At 35.3% G+C, this 14,609-nt stretch carries 14 protein-coding genes and 1 riboswitch; of the genes, 11 read left to right on the top strand and 3 right to left on the bottom strand.

Features of this window, described 5'->3' with window-relative positions; all coding sequences use genetic code 11:
* Positions 1–32: 32 nt before the first annotated feature.
* Positions 33–1,607: a phosphoglycerate dehydrogenase gene (serA, locus tag MHI57_RS06330; RefSeq protein ID WP_095372723.1), complete on the bottom strand. Its 1,575-nt coding sequence runs from the start codon at positions 1,605–1,607 to the stop codon at positions 33–35.
* Between the two features lie 262 nt (positions 1,608–1,869).
* Positions 1,870–2,035, top strand: a riboswitch (FMN riboswitch).
* A 158-nt stretch (positions 2,036–2,193) separates the two neighbouring features.
* Here serA and MHI57_RS06325 point away from each other — a divergent pair.
* On the top strand, positions 2,194–2,778 hold the full coding sequence (locus MHI57_RS06325) for an ECF transporter S component (RefSeq protein ID WP_095372724.1): 585 nt from the start codon (positions 2,194–2,196) through the stop codon (positions 2,776–2,778).
* A gap of 302 nt (positions 2,779–3,080) precedes the next feature.
* On the opposite strand, the gene MHI57_RS06320 is transcribed toward MHI57_RS06325, so the two are convergent.
* Positions 3,081–3,329 carry a ferredoxin gene (locus tag MHI57_RS06320; protein ID WP_095372725.1) on the bottom strand — a complete coding sequence of 83 codons (249 nt, stop codon included), beginning with the start codon at positions 3,327–3,329 and terminating at the stop codon, positions 3,081–3,083.
* Between the two features lie 312 nt (positions 3,330–3,641).
* Here MHI57_RS06320 and MHI57_RS06315 point away from each other — a divergent pair, with 312 nt between their 5' ends.
* The 9 genes from MHI57_RS06315 to MHI57_RS06275 all read left to right on the top strand — a co-directional run bounded on the left by MHI57_RS06315 (position 3,642) and on the right by MHI57_RS06275 (position 12,500).
* Complete coding sequence (locus MHI57_RS06315; RefSeq protein WP_157733942.1) at positions 3,642–4,697, top strand: helix-turn-helix domain-containing protein; 1,056 nt, start codon at positions 3,642–3,644, stop codon at positions 4,695–4,697.
* Positions 4,697–6,199 carry a RecQ family ATP-dependent DNA helicase gene (locus tag MHI57_RS06310; RefSeq protein ID WP_328197565.1) on the top strand — a complete coding sequence of 501 codons (1,503 nt, stop codon included), beginning with the start codon at positions 4,697–4,699 and terminating at the stop codon, positions 6,197–6,199. The genes MHI57_RS06315 and MHI57_RS06310 overlap by 1 nt, the downstream gene beginning before the upstream one ends.
* Positions 6,189–6,779: a CPBP family intramembrane glutamic endopeptidase gene (locus tag MHI57_RS06305; protein WP_340975418.1), complete on the top strand. Its 591-nt coding sequence runs from the start codon at positions 6,189–6,191 to the stop codon at positions 6,777–6,779. The genes MHI57_RS06310 and MHI57_RS06305 overlap by 11 nt, the downstream gene beginning before the upstream one ends.
* Entirely contained in the window at positions 6,776–7,501 is a 726-nt protein-coding gene (locus tag MHI57_RS06300; protein WP_095372728.1) for a LysM peptidoglycan-binding domain-containing protein, read from the top strand. Before MHI57_RS06305 ends, MHI57_RS06300 begins: the two co-directional genes overlap by 4 nt.
* Positions 7,502–7,563: 62 nt before the next feature.
* On the top strand, positions 7,564–8,022 hold the full coding sequence (locus MHI57_RS06295) for a YpbF family protein (RefSeq protein ID WP_095372729.1): 459 nt from the start codon (positions 7,564–7,566) through the stop codon (positions 8,020–8,022).
* Positions 8,023–8,334: 312 nt separating this feature from the next.
* Positions 8,335–9,156, top strand: a complete 822-nt coding sequence (locus MHI57_RS06290) for a metallophosphoesterase (protein ID WP_095372730.1) — start codon at positions 8,335–8,337, stop codon at positions 9,154–9,156.
* 35 nt (positions 9,157–9,191) lie between these two features.
* The gene (locus tag MHI57_RS06285; protein WP_095372731.1) at positions 9,192–9,770 is read left to right on the top strand and encodes an adaptor protein MecA; all 579 of its coding nucleotides are present in this window, start codon (positions 9,192–9,194) and stop codon (positions 9,768–9,770) included.
* A gap of 363 nt (positions 9,771–10,133) precedes the next feature.
* Positions 10,134–11,411 (top strand): Glu/Leu/Phe/Val family dehydrogenase, encoded by a 1,278-nt coding sequence (locus tag MHI57_RS06280; protein WP_095373653.1) that lies wholly within the window; start codon positions 10,134–10,136, stop codon positions 11,409–11,411.
* A gap of 120 nt (positions 11,412–11,531) precedes the next feature.
* Complete coding sequence (locus tag MHI57_RS06275; protein ID WP_340975415.1) at positions 11,532–12,500, top strand: YpdA family putative bacillithiol disulfide reductase; 969 nt, start codon at positions 11,532–11,534, stop codon at positions 12,498–12,500.
* 272 nt (positions 12,501–12,772) lie between these two features.
* Here MHI57_RS06275 and MHI57_RS06270 read toward each other — a convergent pair whose 3' ends face one another.
* Positions 12,773–13,744: an asparaginase gene (locus MHI57_RS06270; protein WP_095372733.1), complete on the bottom strand. Its 972-nt coding sequence runs from the start codon at positions 13,742–13,744 to the stop codon at positions 12,773–12,775.
* Between the two features lie 102 nt (positions 13,745–13,846).
* Between MHI57_RS06270 and prsW the strand changes: the two genes are divergently transcribed.
* Entirely contained in the window at positions 13,847–14,533 is a 687-nt protein-coding gene (gene prsW / locus MHI57_RS06265) for a glutamic-type intramembrane protease PrsW (protein ID WP_095372734.1), read from the top strand.
* Positions 14,534–14,609: the final 76 nt, after the last annotated feature.

Here is a 14,609-nt window from a genome sequence, read left to right as displayed (position 1 = left end):
GTCGACTGAGGGCCACTCTCTACAAAAAGGAATTATAAAATAATAGGATTAATAGAAACAATCTCATCTAAGTTGTTCAATAAGGAAAGCTCTTTGTCACTTAGTGGTTTGTCAAAAGCTAGCACCATAATCGCTTCTCCACCTGCTTGTTTACGACCTACTTGCATTGTGGCAATATTAATATGGTGATCGCCAAGGACTTGACCTACGTGGCCAATAACACCAGGTCTGTCCATATGTTGAATATAAAGAAGGTTACCTTCTGGTAAGAAGTCAATATTAAACCCGTTTAAATAGACAATTCTTGGCCCATAATGATCAATAAAGGTTCCTCTAACTGTAAATGCATTTTCTTCTCCTTTTGCTGTGACAGAAATGCAGTTGTCATAGCCAAATGCATCGGTGGAAATCTTTTCTCCAACAGTGATACCACGCTCTTTTGCAGTGAGTAATGCATTAACTTCATTCACGTTAACGTCAATTCTACCTTTGAAGAAACCGGACAGCATTGCTTTTGTTAAGTATGCAGTTTCTAAATCTGTCACTGAACCAGAGTAAGTAATAGAGAGTTCATGTACCCCTTCTTTAACACATTGAGTTAAAATATTTCCGATTTGTTTAGAGATTTGGTAAAAAGGTTGTATTTTTTCATAAATGTCTTTGGAGATAGCTGGTAAGTTAATTGAATTAGATACTGGATTTCCTTCAAAGTAAGTCCGAACTTCTTGAGCGACTTGTGTTGCTACATTTAATTGTGCTTCTTTTGTTGACGCACCTAAATGTGGCGTTACAATGACATTTTCATATTTCAAAAGTGGGTGTTCACCAGGTGGTTCAGTTTCAAATACGTCTAATGCAACTCCTCCAACATGTCCATTAGCCACATATTTAGCTAAATCTTGCTCATCAATGATACCACCACGGGCACAGTTAAGTAAGCGAACGCCTTTTTTTGTTTTTTTCAATGCCTCTTCATTGATAATCCCTCTTGTTTCAGGTGTAAGTGGAGTATGAACCGTAATAATATCAGATCTTTGCAGTATTTCATCTAATGTACTAGATTCTACACCGAGTTTTGCTGCACGTTCTTTCGTTAAAAAGGGATCGAATACTAACACACTCATACCAAATACTTTTGCTCGCTTGGCGATTTCACTCCCGATTCTTCCCATACCAACAATACCAAGACTTTTACCGAATAGTTCAGTACCTACATACTGATTTCTTTTCCATTCCAAATTCTTAACTGAGCTATGTGCTTGAGGAATATTTCTCATAAGGGAGGCCATCATAGCAAAAGTATGCTCTGCCGTAGAAATTGTGTTTCCGTCTGGTGCATTTATGACGATAATGCCTCTTTTAGTTGCTGCTGGAACATCAATATTATCGACACCCACACCTGCTCTTGCAATAATTTTTAACTTTGGCATTTCCGCCATTAATTCATCCGTTACTTTCGTGGCACTCCGTACTAACAAAGCCTCAATAGTTGATAAATCAACCTCGGGATCGTCGGTTTTCTTTTGAATAATTTCAGCATTTGTGTCGTTAAGTAAAGGGTATAAGCCTTCTTCACTAATGGCATCAGCCACTAATATTTGATACATGTATGAACCCTCCTAAGTTGGTTACTTAATTATCTGATTATTTTACAAGACGAATATTATTCTGTCAATTGGATTTATTGTTTGTGTTTAAAATGGAAACGCTTTAATGTAGTAAAATAAAACGATCTTCGTGGAAAGAAAATTTTATCTCCTGAAGACAAATGTGCATAATGAAAGGAATGTTTTTAATTCGAGATATTTACTATTTTAGGCTTCACAAATGAATTATTTTTCAGTATAATGAAGTTGTCAAATAAATATGGTCTATCTTCGGGGCAGGGTGAAATTCCCGACCGGCGGTGATAAGTATTTATACTTTAAGCCCGCGAGCCTAAAAGTGGAGTGCAATTAGCACGAAGCGTTTGTATTGGGCAGGATTTGGTGAGAATCCAAAGCCGACAGTAAAGTCTGGATGGGAGAAGATGGAGGTTCTGCTAACGTTCAAAGTATACACTACAAGAACGTTTATTAAGAATGTCTTTGTTCAATTCTCCCTCAAGTTTACTTGAGGGTTTTGTTATGCAAAGACGCTTATTTGCTGAACCTTTCTTCTATAGGAGAGATAGCCTAAAAGGAGAGAGGAAAATTGAAGAAGTTAAATGTCAAAGCTTTTGTTGCAATCGGTATGTTGAGTAGTATCGCGTATATTCTTATGTTGTTAAACTTTCCATTACCACCGTTTCCGAACTTTTTGATGATTGACTTTAGTGATATCCCTGCTTTAGTGGCTGCGTTAATATTTGGTCCGATTGCGGGAATACTGGTCGAATTGTTTAAAAATGTGTTGGATTATTTTATGACGGGAAGTGCTACTGGTGTACCTGTTGGTCATATTGCGAACTTTGTAGCAGGTTTATTATTTATTTTGCCAACCTATTATGTTTATACAAAGATGAAATCCAAAAAAGGTATGACAATAGGATTAATCATTGGCACAAGTGTAATGGCTGTATCCATGAGTTTGCTTAATTATTTCGTCTTTTTACCTGCCTATACAATGTTTTTAAATATGCCCGCTATGTCAGGACCAGAAATGCGTTCAACTGCAGTCATGTTTATTCTACCTTTTAACTTTATTAAAGGAATTTTAATGGCATCGGTATTTATGCTTGTATTTGCTAAGATGAGTAATTGGATTAATAAACAAAGATCGCTAAATACGATTGCTTAATTTATAAAGGAGGCATCTAACTTTGAAAAGTTAGATGCCTTTTAATATATAATTTTATGCCGCTTAAGTAGAATTGTCACTCTTATTCATCATATTACATCATTCGTAATAGCACCAATGAACTCATATGCAATCTTCGATAACTACTATTTTAATTCCAACTGGATAATTGATGGAGGGAACGATTTTTATTCGAATGAGTATACGAGTATGTGATTCCCTGTAGCTCATAGAAAAAACGAGCAAATCCCTAAAATAGGATTTACTCGTTTTCTTTTTTTACCATTAGATTTCTTTTTGTTCTATTCGTATTTTAACGGATCACCATCAAAGGCATCGTCTGCGACTTTTATTGAGTCAGTTGGACAGCCTTCAAATGCATCCATCATATCTTCTATAAGAACATCGGGAATTTCAACAATTCCTTCATTATCATCTAGTGTTACAAATGCGATGCCCTCATCATCGTAATCATAAATGTCTGGAGCTGCCGCACCACATGCGCCACAAGCAATACATGTTTCTTTGTCAACAATTGTATACTTCGCCATGGAATAACCTCCTATTTAAAATCTTTTTCATGTTAAAGCACGAAAATATCTGCCGAAACACTTACCACATGTTCTATTGTAAATCTGTCTTGTAAACATTTCAATAAAAATCTACCATCTAGAATAGTCTATGGTGGGACTTTTCATCTTGTTCATGATGAAAAATTGACTGATATTATCACGTATATAACGGTTTCATGATACAATAAAATTCAACAAAAAAAATTAAAATAATGTCGAAAAAGTCTGCAAATTCACCACGGAAATGCTATTCTAAAAACTAATTAGTCAATGAATAAAGGGGAGAGAAATGTGAGCGTTATTCAGAAATTGGTCTTATTTTGTCTAAAATCAATTGAGAATCAGAGAACTGCTTATGCCATTTTACATTTGCTTAATGGCAAAAAGTCATCTCAAACAATACAAGATGCTCATTTATTTCACTTGAAGCAATACTTTCATGTGTTACCCCATTTGGCAAGAGAGGAATTTAATCAAATATTAGATCATCTTTTAGAGGAGAAATATGTCACTTGTCTTGGTGAGGGGTCTTATCGAATGACGGAAAAAGGGGATATGTATCTCCAAGAGTTTGCTGAACCAATCATACCTAGCTATCTCAATGGCTGGTCATATAACAGGATGGACAAACTTTTTTGGGAGCGCCTTTCTCTTATGGTTCAAGTAATTTCTAACCTAGTCGCATATAACGGAAGGTATCTCCCTATTCAAAATAATAAACCTGATCTTGATTGGTTAAAGAACTTTATTCAAAGGAATAGAATCAATCGCCATGAGTTGGCAACACAACTGTTTAAGGAGTTACAACAAATTTTAACGAATAAAAAAATTGACCCTCTTATTCTCATTCTAAGGTTAACAGGAAGTAATCGAATTGGCTTAACACAGCAGCAGGCAGCCGAACAGTTGCAAATGTCAATGTTAACCTATCAGTTACATTTTACAAATGTGATTCACATGATATTAACTGAAGTAAAAGAAAATAACACCTCTTATCCGTTACTCGAGCAAATATTAGAGACAAAAGAGACAAATGAGTGGTTACAGCTAACACAATCAACAAGAAAAACAGCTATCTATTTAAATCAAGGATACGATATTGAGGATATTATTAAAATAAGAAAATTAAAACAAGGAACAATTGAAGATCATATTGTGGAATTGGCCATTGTTGATTCGTCTTTTAATATAGATGTATATGTTCCACCAGAAGTACAAAGTAACATTATAAAAACTTCAACGAACGGAATAAAGCAGCTAAAATATATCCGTCAATCAGTTCCTGAAGCAAGCTATTTTCAGATACGGCTTGTACTAGCTAAACATAAAAGTGCGGTGAGCGTATAATGAAACAATTACTGAGAGAAAAATTTGGTTATACGTCTTTTAGAGATGGACAAGAAGAAACAATAAAAGCGGTAGTGGCCGGTAAGCATACGTTAGCCATGCTCCCAACTGGTTCTGGGAAGTCTTTATGTTATCAACTTCCAACATTTATGCTCCCAGGCACAACTTTAATTATTTCTCCACTTCTTTCCTTAATGCAGGATCAGGTAGACCAATTACTATTGATTGGGGAAAAACGGGCTATCGCATTTAATTCTTTTTTAAATTACCAAAAAAAAATGTATGCACTTAAAAATTTGCACCAGTATAAGTTTATTTTTACTTCACCTGAAATGCTGCAATCAAAATTATTCATGGAGAGATTGAGTGAGCTTCATATTACATTACTTGTTGTCGATGAAGCTCATTGTATTTCTCAATGGGGACATGATTTCAGACCGGACTATTTAGCTATTGGCTCTGTAATGAAGGAGTTAGGACATCCGCCTATATTGGCGTTAACGGCTACGGCAACTGATAAGGTGAAACAGGATATTAAACAATCTTTAAACATGCAAAACAGTATTGATATTCTTTATTCAGTTGACCGACCAAATATCTCTTTACATGTTGAGAAAGTTGAAAGCTATCAAGAGAAAATCGATGTGTTAATTAAGAGGGTAAGAGCTTTACATGGTCCAGGTATTATTTATTTTTCTAGTAAAAAAACGGCAGAAGTTTGTGCACAATCATTAAAAGAGAATGGGATAAAAAGAGTGAGCATCTATCATGGCGGATTGAATCATGAAGAAAGAATACTTATTCAGCAACAATACATTCATAACCAACTCGATGTGATATGTGCAACAAGTGCATTTGGCATGGGGATTAATAAAGAAAATATTCGTTATGTTATTCATTTTCATATGCCAATGAATATGGAATCATATTTACAGGAAATTGGTAGAGCTGGGAGAGATGGCAAGCCTAGTCTTGCTTTACTGTTATATGCACCTTTTGATGAACAGCTGCCGATGCAGTTGGTAGAATCAGAACTAATTAATGATAGTCAAATGGAGAATTTAAAACGTTTTTTTTTAACAGATTCCCTAAGGTGGTGGGAGTTAGAAAAATACGAAGAGGATATAACAGTAATTGCTAATCTTAGTGAAACATCTATGCGAATATTAAAGGATTTTCATCGTAATGCTATCCTTGATCATAAGGAGGCAAGTTCCTTAGATGAACTAAAGGTGATTATGAATAAACAATTCCAGCTTAAATTAGGAGCCATTCAAACTGTTTATCAATATATTCATAGTTCCACATGTAGGCGAGAAAAAATCTTACACTATTTTGGTGAAGAGCCGACATTAAATATAGGAGAATGCTGCGATCATTGTAATGGTAGCAACTACCCTGATCTGCAAACTGAAGAGCTAGGGATAATGCCTTTATATGAAAATTGGGAAGAGATCCTACAAGACATTTTATTAAGTGAGACATCCAAAAATGAAGAGTAAATATGAAGAAACCATTCGTTTGTTATCTGATAAAGAATTAAGATTTCATTTATATTTAACACAAGTGTTCTTACTTTTCATTGCATTGGTTATTGGCCTATTTCTCTTTCATTCATGGGATTCTTTTTTTGCGCTATTTCAATGGGATGGACCATCTATTGCGATTGGTATATTATCAGGATTAGTCATTGTCATGCTTGATATAATAGGGATGCGGGTCCTACCTCCCTCCTATTATAATGATGGTGGGGTAAATATAAGGATATTCAGCTCACTATCACCAGCCCATATCGTAGTAATTACGTTAATTATTGCCTTTAGTGAGGAAGTGTTATTTAGAGGTGTGCTGCAAACTCACTTTGGGTTGATAGTGACTAGTTTAATCTTTGCTCTTGTCCATTATCGTTATTTATTTCAATGGTTCTTATTTTTAAATGTCGTTTTATTGAGTTTCTTCATTGGTTGGATATATGAATTAACTGGTAATTTGTTAGCGACAATTATTATGCACTTTATTATTGATTGTTTATTGGGGTTATATATATATATAAGTCAAAGAGCAGGAAGGGAAGATAGATGAATAGAGAGGCATCATATCGGGAGAAGGCAAAGAGAGATCGCCAAAGATTACAAAAAGTAAATGTTAGTGAAGAGTTGTCAATGGCGGAGATCAGCAGTACTAAAGAAAAACAAACAGTGGATAAAAAGTTGGACTACCCACTCATTCGTTTACTTGCAGCATTTTTTATTATGGTACCAATAGTGGCTTTGTCTGTTTATTATCTTGTTCCTATGCTAGCTGATCAGTCTTCAACTTCAGCAGAAAAAGAAGATTTTGAAACTGTTGGTATATCAAATAGCAGTAATAATGGGTCATCACAAAATGTTGCAGCCGCCCCTGATGATAAGGAAGAAGATAAGGAAGAACAAGAAAAGGAGAAAGCAGCTGAAGAGGCAAAATTAAAAGAACAAGAAGAAGCTGAACGAAAAAAACAAGAGGAAGCAGAGAAGAAAGCAAAAGAAGAAGCAGCCAAAAAAGAAAAGGAAGAGGCTGAAAAGAAAGCACGAGAAGAAGCTGTACAAAAAGAGAAGGAATTAGCAGAACAAAAGGCGAAAGAAGAGGAAGCAAAAAAACAAGCAACAAAAGTTGTTCAGCATACGGTTCAATCACAAGAAACAATGTATAGAATCGCTATGAATTATTATAAGTCACCTGATGGGATTGCAAAAATTAAGGCTGCTAATAATTTGCCATCTGAGGAAATTTACGTTGGCCAAGTATTAAGGATTCCCCTCGACTAGTCATGAATCCACTCCTCCAATCATATAATGTGGGCAAGCATAGCTATGACTGGGGGGATTTTATGGAAACAGCAATTAATCAACTAGATGAAAGAACAGACCAAGCAACGAGACAAATGCTTCAAAAAGTAGTTGAAAGAAAAGCGAAATATGATCACTTGAAAGAGTGGCATTTGGTTATTATGTGGCTAGTTGTATTTCTATCATTTGCTTATGTGATTTTTGTGTATTATCAATTTTATTTACCTTATTCCTATTCATTTGCTTCTGTTTTTTCTGTTTATATTAATCATCCATTCAATTTATACAGTATGGTAACGTTGATTGGCTTTTATGGATATATGGTCCTGTTACAACAGAAGCGTGATAAAGCGGAAAAAGAATATCATGCACTTAGATGCGAGATCATCGATAAGAGTAAGGACTTGTGGAAAAAAGAGGATGAGTGGAAAAATAGACATCATGTCTTTAATATGATGAAAAAAAATTATGATATTAATCTGTTTCATGAGAACAAATAATCATAGTTCAAAGCCATAGGGAGTAAAGACATTTAAACCTATCTCATACGAATGAAGAAGCAGAGAAATGAAGAGGAACTGCTGACTAAAACCTACCCCAGTTTGCGATTGCATGACATGAATCATTTGAAAATCTAAGAACTTACAGAACAACTAACGGTGATTCAAGTCATCATAGCGACAATCGGGCAAGTTCACATGAAATATAAGGTTTGTAGAAGCGAAATAAATGATATTTAGGTTGTTCGTTTATAGAGCATCCTTTTTTTATTGACTAACTTAAATTTTAGTACATATAGATGAGGTGGAGTCATGTATATTATTTTAGCAGGTGCATTACTGTTTATTTTCGTTGGGGTCGTCGTTTATATGTATAAGGAAGCACATAAAGATACAATTGAAGTGAGAAAGGTTGCCATACAAGGTTTCCCAGAGAGTCTTGCAGGATTGAACATTTTTTTTATTTCTGATATCCATCGTAGAGAGCTATCAGGAAAGTTGATTCAAGCTGTTAAAGATAGAAAGGTGGATATCGTTTGCATAGGCGGTGATTTAACAGAAAAGGGAGTACCTTTGGCAAGGACGAAACGGAATATAGAAAACCTTGTTTCTATTGCTCCGACTTATTTTGTATGGGGGAATAATGATTATGAAGTGGATTTTCATGAGCTAGATGCATTGCTATTAGATCTCGGAGTGAAAATTCTTGATAATTCAGCAGTCAGTTTTGAAGGCTCAGATGGTAAACGTATCGTGTTACTTGGAACAGATGATTTTAGTAGGGAAAGAGACCAGATTGATCTTGCAATTGAGGATGCTGGGAATGGCTGTCGTATTCTCATGAGCCATGACCCTGGTATTGTTGACTATTTATTACCAGAATATCAAATTTCGTTTATGATGTCAGGACATACCCATGGTGGGCAAATCCGTATCTTAAACTGGGGACCTTATGAAAAAGGTGGGATGAAATATAAGAACGGTATACCTTATTTTGTAAGTAATGGTTATGGGACAACAGCCTTGCCTTTAAGGCTAGGCGCACCTGCACAAACACATATTCTTTCTTTATATCCAAGTTTAGAAGGAAATGTTAAGGACGACTCACCAACTAAAGTATATACCATACACTAATCACAAGAGTCGGTTCTGGGCAGGGGGCAGAAGAAATGCAATTGGAGCGTTTGAATGATAATAAAATTAAAATTTTGCTTACTTTAGATGATTTGTTTGAGAGAGGCTTGTCAAAGGAAGATATTTGGAAGGACTCTTTAAAATGGCATCAGCTTTTTCAAGATATGCTTGAGGAAGCAAGTGAAGAATTTGACCTTGATATATATGGCACAATCAGTATCGAGATTTTTTCAATGCAAATACAAGGAATGGTTATGATTGTAACGATACAAGAAGAAGTAGAAGAAGAATGGCTTAAGGATGGAATCATTGATTTTCAAGTAGATGTAGACAAACAAGATTATATTTTATATGAATTTCATGATTTTGAGAATATTATTTCATTAAGTCACCGGAAAATATGGAAAGAAGAAGTGGTAAATTCATTATATGTGTATAACGGACTTTATTATGTATTGATTGAAGGCAATAGAAAACAAGCGGAAGAAAAACTGATTTCAATTTTAGCTGAATATGGTACCGTTTCTTTTGTTAGTTTATATATTATTAAAGAATACGGAAAAGAATTAATTAGAGACCATGCATTAGAAAAGATCGAACACTATTTTAAATAATGGTACATTCAAGCAAATAGGATTTAAGTGATCCTATTTGTTTGAATATTCAGGTGCCTTGATGTTTATCGTATTAGTTCTTTGGGAATAGGATGTAATATGGAGCTTATCGATGAGATTAATTCAATTTAACTCGATAAATACATATGAGTATTTTATGAATGAAATCAGCTAATAAAGGCAAAATAAAATAGATGTAAATATTTTTGAAAATAAGGAAAATACGTAATATTATAGCTTTGGTAGCGTTTACATAAAAATAAGAAAAAATTGCTTTTTCTCCTTGCATAAATAGAGTAAAGGTGTATACTATGTCTTGAAAGCGGACAACTAAAGAATGTGAATTTTTCTAGGAGGTTTCAAATAGTGGCCGATAAAGGTACTGATCATACGAATCAAGAAGATAAAATGGATGTTTTGAAGTCAACTCAAATCGTAATCCACAAAGCGTTGGAGAAACTTGGATATCCAGAAGAGGTTTTTGAACTGTTGAAAGAACCAATGCGTTTATTAACAGTGAAAATTCCTGTTAGGATGGATGATGGGACGGTGAAAATTTTTACTGGTTACCGTGCTCAACATAATGATTCAGTCGGTCCTACAAAAGGGGGAATTCGTTTTCACCCTAATGTAACAGAAAAAGAAGTGAAGGCACTATCTATATGGATGAGCTTAAAATGCGGTATAGTCGATCTACCATATGGCGGAGGTAAAGGCGGTATCGTTTGTGATCCAAGAGATATGTCTTTCCGTGAGCTTGAAAGATTAAGTAGAGGGTATGTTAGAGCGATTAGCCAAATTGTTGGTCCTACAAAAGATATTCCAGCTCCAGATGTATTTACAAATTCACAAATTATGGCCTGGATGATGGATGAATATAGCAGAATGGATGAATTTAATTCCCCGGGATTTATTACTGGTAAACCACTTGTACTTGGTGGTTCTCATGGTAGGGAATCAGCAACAGCTAAAGGGGTTACGATCTGTATTCATGAAGCAGTCAAGAAAAAGGGTATTAATTTAAAGGGTGCTCGCGTGGTTGTACAAGGTTTTGGTAATGCAGGTAGCTTCTTAGCAAAGTTTATGCATGATGAAGGCGCAAAAGTTGTGGGTATTTCTGATGCATACGGTGCCCTTCATGACCCTAATGGTTTAGATATTGATTATTTACTTGATCGCCGTGATAGTTTTGGAACTGTAACAAAGTTATTTAATGAGACGATTTCGAATAAAGAGCTACTCGAGCTCGAATGTGACGTATTGGTTCCTGCAGCAATTGAAAACCAAATTACTGAGGAAAACGCACATAATATTAAAGCAAGTATTGTAGTAGAGGCAGCGAATGGCCCAACAACATTAGAAGCGACACAAATATTAACAGAAAGAGATATTCTTCTTGTGCCTGATGTGCTTGCATCATCCGGTGGTGTAACAGTTTCTTATTTTGAATGGGTGCAGAATAACCAAGGCTACTACTGGTCTGAAGAAGAAGTAGAAGAAAAATTAGAAAAAATTCTAGTGAAATCATTCAATAATATTTATGAAACCGCTCAAACACGTAGAGTAGATATGCGCTTAGCTGCGTATATGGTTGGTGTACGTAAAATGGCTGAAGCATCAAGATTTAGAGGTTGGATTTAATTTTCGCAATTTCTTACATTTGAAAGAAGGTAAAAAATCTCCTATTATATACATTAGGAGATTTTTTTCAATTCTACATATATAAAATATCATACGGGTCAGTCCAAGAGGTGGATCATCATGAATAAAAAAGATGCGATTGTGGTTGGTGGTGGACCATGTGGATTAGCCGCAGCCATTTGTTTAAAAGAGTTAGGGAAAGATGTTTTAGTCATTGAGAAGGGAAACATTGTTAATGCCATTTATCGTTACCCGACTCATCAAACTTTCTTTAGTTCCAGTCAAAAATTAGAAATTGGTAATATACCGTTTGTAACGGTTGAACAGAAACCCAATAGAAATCAAGCACTTACCTATTATAGAGAAGTGGTTAAACGGAAAGCAATCAATGTCAATGCATATGAAAAGGTTGAAAGCATCATAAAGAAAAAAGATAATGACTTCTCTGTGCAAACAGATAAAGCGGAATATCAATCCTCTTATGTTATTGTTGCAACTGGGTATTATGATCAACCAAATTATATGGGGGTCCCTGGTGAAGATTTAGATAAAGTCTTTCATTACTTTAAAGAAGCCCATCCGTTTTTTAATAAAGATGTTGTTGTTATTGGTGGGAAAAACTCCAGTGTTGATGCGGCCATTGAATTAGAAAAGGCTGGGGCAAATGTGACGGTTCTCTATCGGGGCGATGAATATTCAAAAAGCGTTAAGCCGTGGATTTTACCGCAGTTTGATTCACTTGTTCGCCATGAGAATATTCAAATGGAATTTAATGCGAATGTCCAGGAAATAAGAGCAACTTCTGTTGTCTATGAGAAAGAAGGGAAAATTAAGGAAATCGCGAATGATTTTGTCTTTGCCATGACTGGTTATCATCCAGATCATCCATTTTTACAATCAATAGGCATTAAAAAAGACGAAGAGACCGGAAAACCTGAACATCATCCTGAAACAATGGAGACCAATGTAGAAGGTATATATATTGCTGGCGTGATTGCTGCGGGTAATAATGCCAATGAAATATTTATCGAGAATGGTAGGCATCATGGAGAAATGATTGCCAAAGCGATTAAAGAGAAAGAACAATAATCAAACAAGTTCAGACGAGAATATGAGCTTAAGTAAACCCGAACTTTATGCAAAACACTCTTTAATGGTGCTTTGCTTTGTTCGGGTTTTCAAATGATGTTGCATCACTTTGTCAATATTTTTTGCCTTTTGTCTAGGATGATTTTTCCATATGTTGAAATTTTGTGGCGTACTATCATTATGATCTTCATAAACTGCCAAAGGAGTGAGCGATCAACTCAGTAGACTTCCCATCTAATAGATGGAATAAAGAAAGTCAGTAAATCAAACATTTATAGTTGAAACATTTCTTCAAGTTTTTCGAAGGGCATCCTGCTTTCCAAAGCGATTAATAGTTTAATACGAGCTTTTTGCCCATTTAATCCATTAGAAAAAATGAGGCCAAGCTCTTTTAATTCTTTGCCCCCTCCAGGATAACCATAAACATCTTGGGCAATGCCATTAAAGCATCTTGATACGATAATAATGGGAATCTTTCTAGCAAGTAAATCTTTTATACCAGGAAGCATGGCTGGAGGAAGGTTTCCTTGTCCAAGCGCTTCAATCACCAATCCATCGCATGTAGTTTGTGCAATTGCTCCTAATAGGGTAGAGTCCATGCCGGCATGAGCTTTAATAAGCATCACTTGTTTATCTGCTTGTTCGATTTCGAAATGTGCATGTTGAACAGGGAGGTGATGAAAAAGTACACCCCTTTTTGTGACTATACCTATGGGTCCATATTGAGGACTTTGAAAGGTCGAGACGTTGCTAGTATGTGTCTTTGTCACATTTTCAGCTGTGTGAATTTCATCATTCAGCACTACTAAAACGCCCTTTCCATCCGCTTCATCGCAAATGGCAACACGAATAGAAGAAATCAGATTATATAACCCATCTGAGCCAATTTCATTACTAGAGCGCATAGCCCCAGTCACAACGATCGGCAAAGAACCCTTTACTGTTAAGTCAAGAAAATAGGCAGTTTCTTCCAATGTATCAGTACCATGTGTAATGACAACACCAGATACCTTATCCTTGTAAGAATGAATTAAGTTTCGTAATATAAGCATTTCCTTTTGCGTAATATGGGGAGAGGGTAATTGAAATGGTTCTTCGACAATCAAGTGCGCAAGCTCATTTAACTCTTTTGTTTGTCTTGTTAATGGGTTTTCTTCATTTGTTAATACTGCACCTGTTTCAACATCCTCACTCATTGAAATGGTCCCACCTGTATGAATTAGGAGTATTTTCTTTTTATCCAACTTGGTACCTCCATTTAATATGTAATTATTTTGGTAAATTTATTTTCAATCTTACCTATACATGATACGATTAAAGAAAAGCTTTGAAAAGAGGAACAGCCCATGCTGGGATTAATATCTGCTGCCATTGCTCCTGGCTTGGCATTATTAAGTTACTTTTATTTAAAAGATCAATATGAGACTGAGCCCTTTTCGATGGTTTTTAGAACCTTTTTATTTGGGGCACTTCTTGTGTTTCCCATAATGTTTATCCAATATGTATTTGAAGTAGAACAAGTGTTTACTTCTCATTTTGTTTCTGCTTTTCTTTCTTCTAGTATGCTTGAGGAATTTTTTAAGTGGTTTATCCTCCTTATTATTATTTACCCCCATGTGCACTTTGATGAACCGTATGACGGCATTGTTTATGGCGCAGCAGTATCACTTGGGTTTGCTACATTGGAGAATATCTTTTATTTATTGACACTCGGAATAGAGCATGCGCTAGGTCGTGCATTATTCCCGGTTTCTAGTCATGCACTTTTTGGTGTAATTATGGGCTATTATTTAGGAAAAGGAAAGTTTTCGAAAAAATCTAGAGGGAAATGGCTATGCTTATCTCTAGCAACTCCTTTCCTTTTGCATGGAACATATGATTATATTTTGTTAACATTAGAAAATTGGCTGCTGTTTATTGTTCCATTTATGATCTTTCTTTGGTGGATGGGGCTAAAGAAAGCCAAACAAGCGAGAATACTAAGTGCTAAATATAATCAATCATTAGAAGATACAAGAACAAATTATGGTTAACATAGGTTAAAAGAGGCTATAAGTAATGAGTTTCAGTTCAGATAAAGTAAGAAGGTGGATTTGAGTAAACTCAAAT

It is taken from the genome of Cytobacillus sp. FSL K6-0129, assembly GCF_038007625.1.
Classification (GTDB): Bacteria; Bacillota; Bacilli; order Bacillales; family Cytobacillaceae; genus Cytobacillus; species Cytobacillus kochii.
The sequence above is the reverse complement of the archived record's forward strand: the minus strand, read 5'-3'. Positions and strand labels throughout refer to the sequence as shown.

What these genes read in the sequence shown, in the direction of transcription:
- serA (WP_095372723.1), bottom strand. Translation starts at nt 1,607, where the DNA reads ATGTATCAAATATTAGTGGCTGATGCCATTAGTGAAGAAGGCTTATAC.
- MHI57_RS06320 (WP_095372725.1), bottom strand. Translation starts at nt 3,329, where the DNA reads ATGGCGAAGTATACAATTGTTGACAAAGAAACATGTATTGCTTGTGGC.
- MHI57_RS06310 (WP_328197565.1), top strand. Translation starts at nt 4,697, where the DNA reads ATGAAACAATTACTGAGAGAAAAATTTGGTTATACGTCTTTTAGAGAT.
- MHI57_RS06305 (WP_340975418.1), top strand. Translation starts at nt 6,189, where the DNA reads ATGAAGAGTAAATATGAAGAAACCATTCGTTTGTTATCTGATAAAGAA.
- MHI57_RS06300 (WP_095372728.1), top strand. Translation starts at nt 6,776, where the DNA reads ATGAATAGAGAGGCATCATATCGGGAGAAGGCAAAGAGAGATCGCCAA.
- MHI57_RS06295 (WP_095372729.1), top strand. Translation starts at nt 7,564, where the DNA reads ATGGAAACAGCAATTAATCAACTAGATGAAAGAACAGACCAAGCAACG.
- MHI57_RS06290 (WP_095372730.1), top strand. Translation starts at nt 8,335, where the DNA reads ATGTATATTATTTTAGCAGGTGCATTACTGTTTATTTTCGTTGGGGTC.
- MHI57_RS06285 (WP_095372731.1), top strand. Translation starts at nt 9,192, where the DNA reads ATGCAATTGGAGCGTTTGAATGATAATAAAATTAAAATTTTGCTTACT.
- MHI57_RS06275 (WP_340975415.1), top strand. Translation starts at nt 11,532, where the DNA reads ATGAATAAAAAAGATGCGATTGTGGTTGGTGGTGGACCATGTGGATTA.
- prsW (WP_095372734.1), top strand. Translation starts at nt 13,847, where the DNA reads ATGCTGGGATTAATATCTGCTGCCATTGCTCCTGGCTTGGCATTATTA.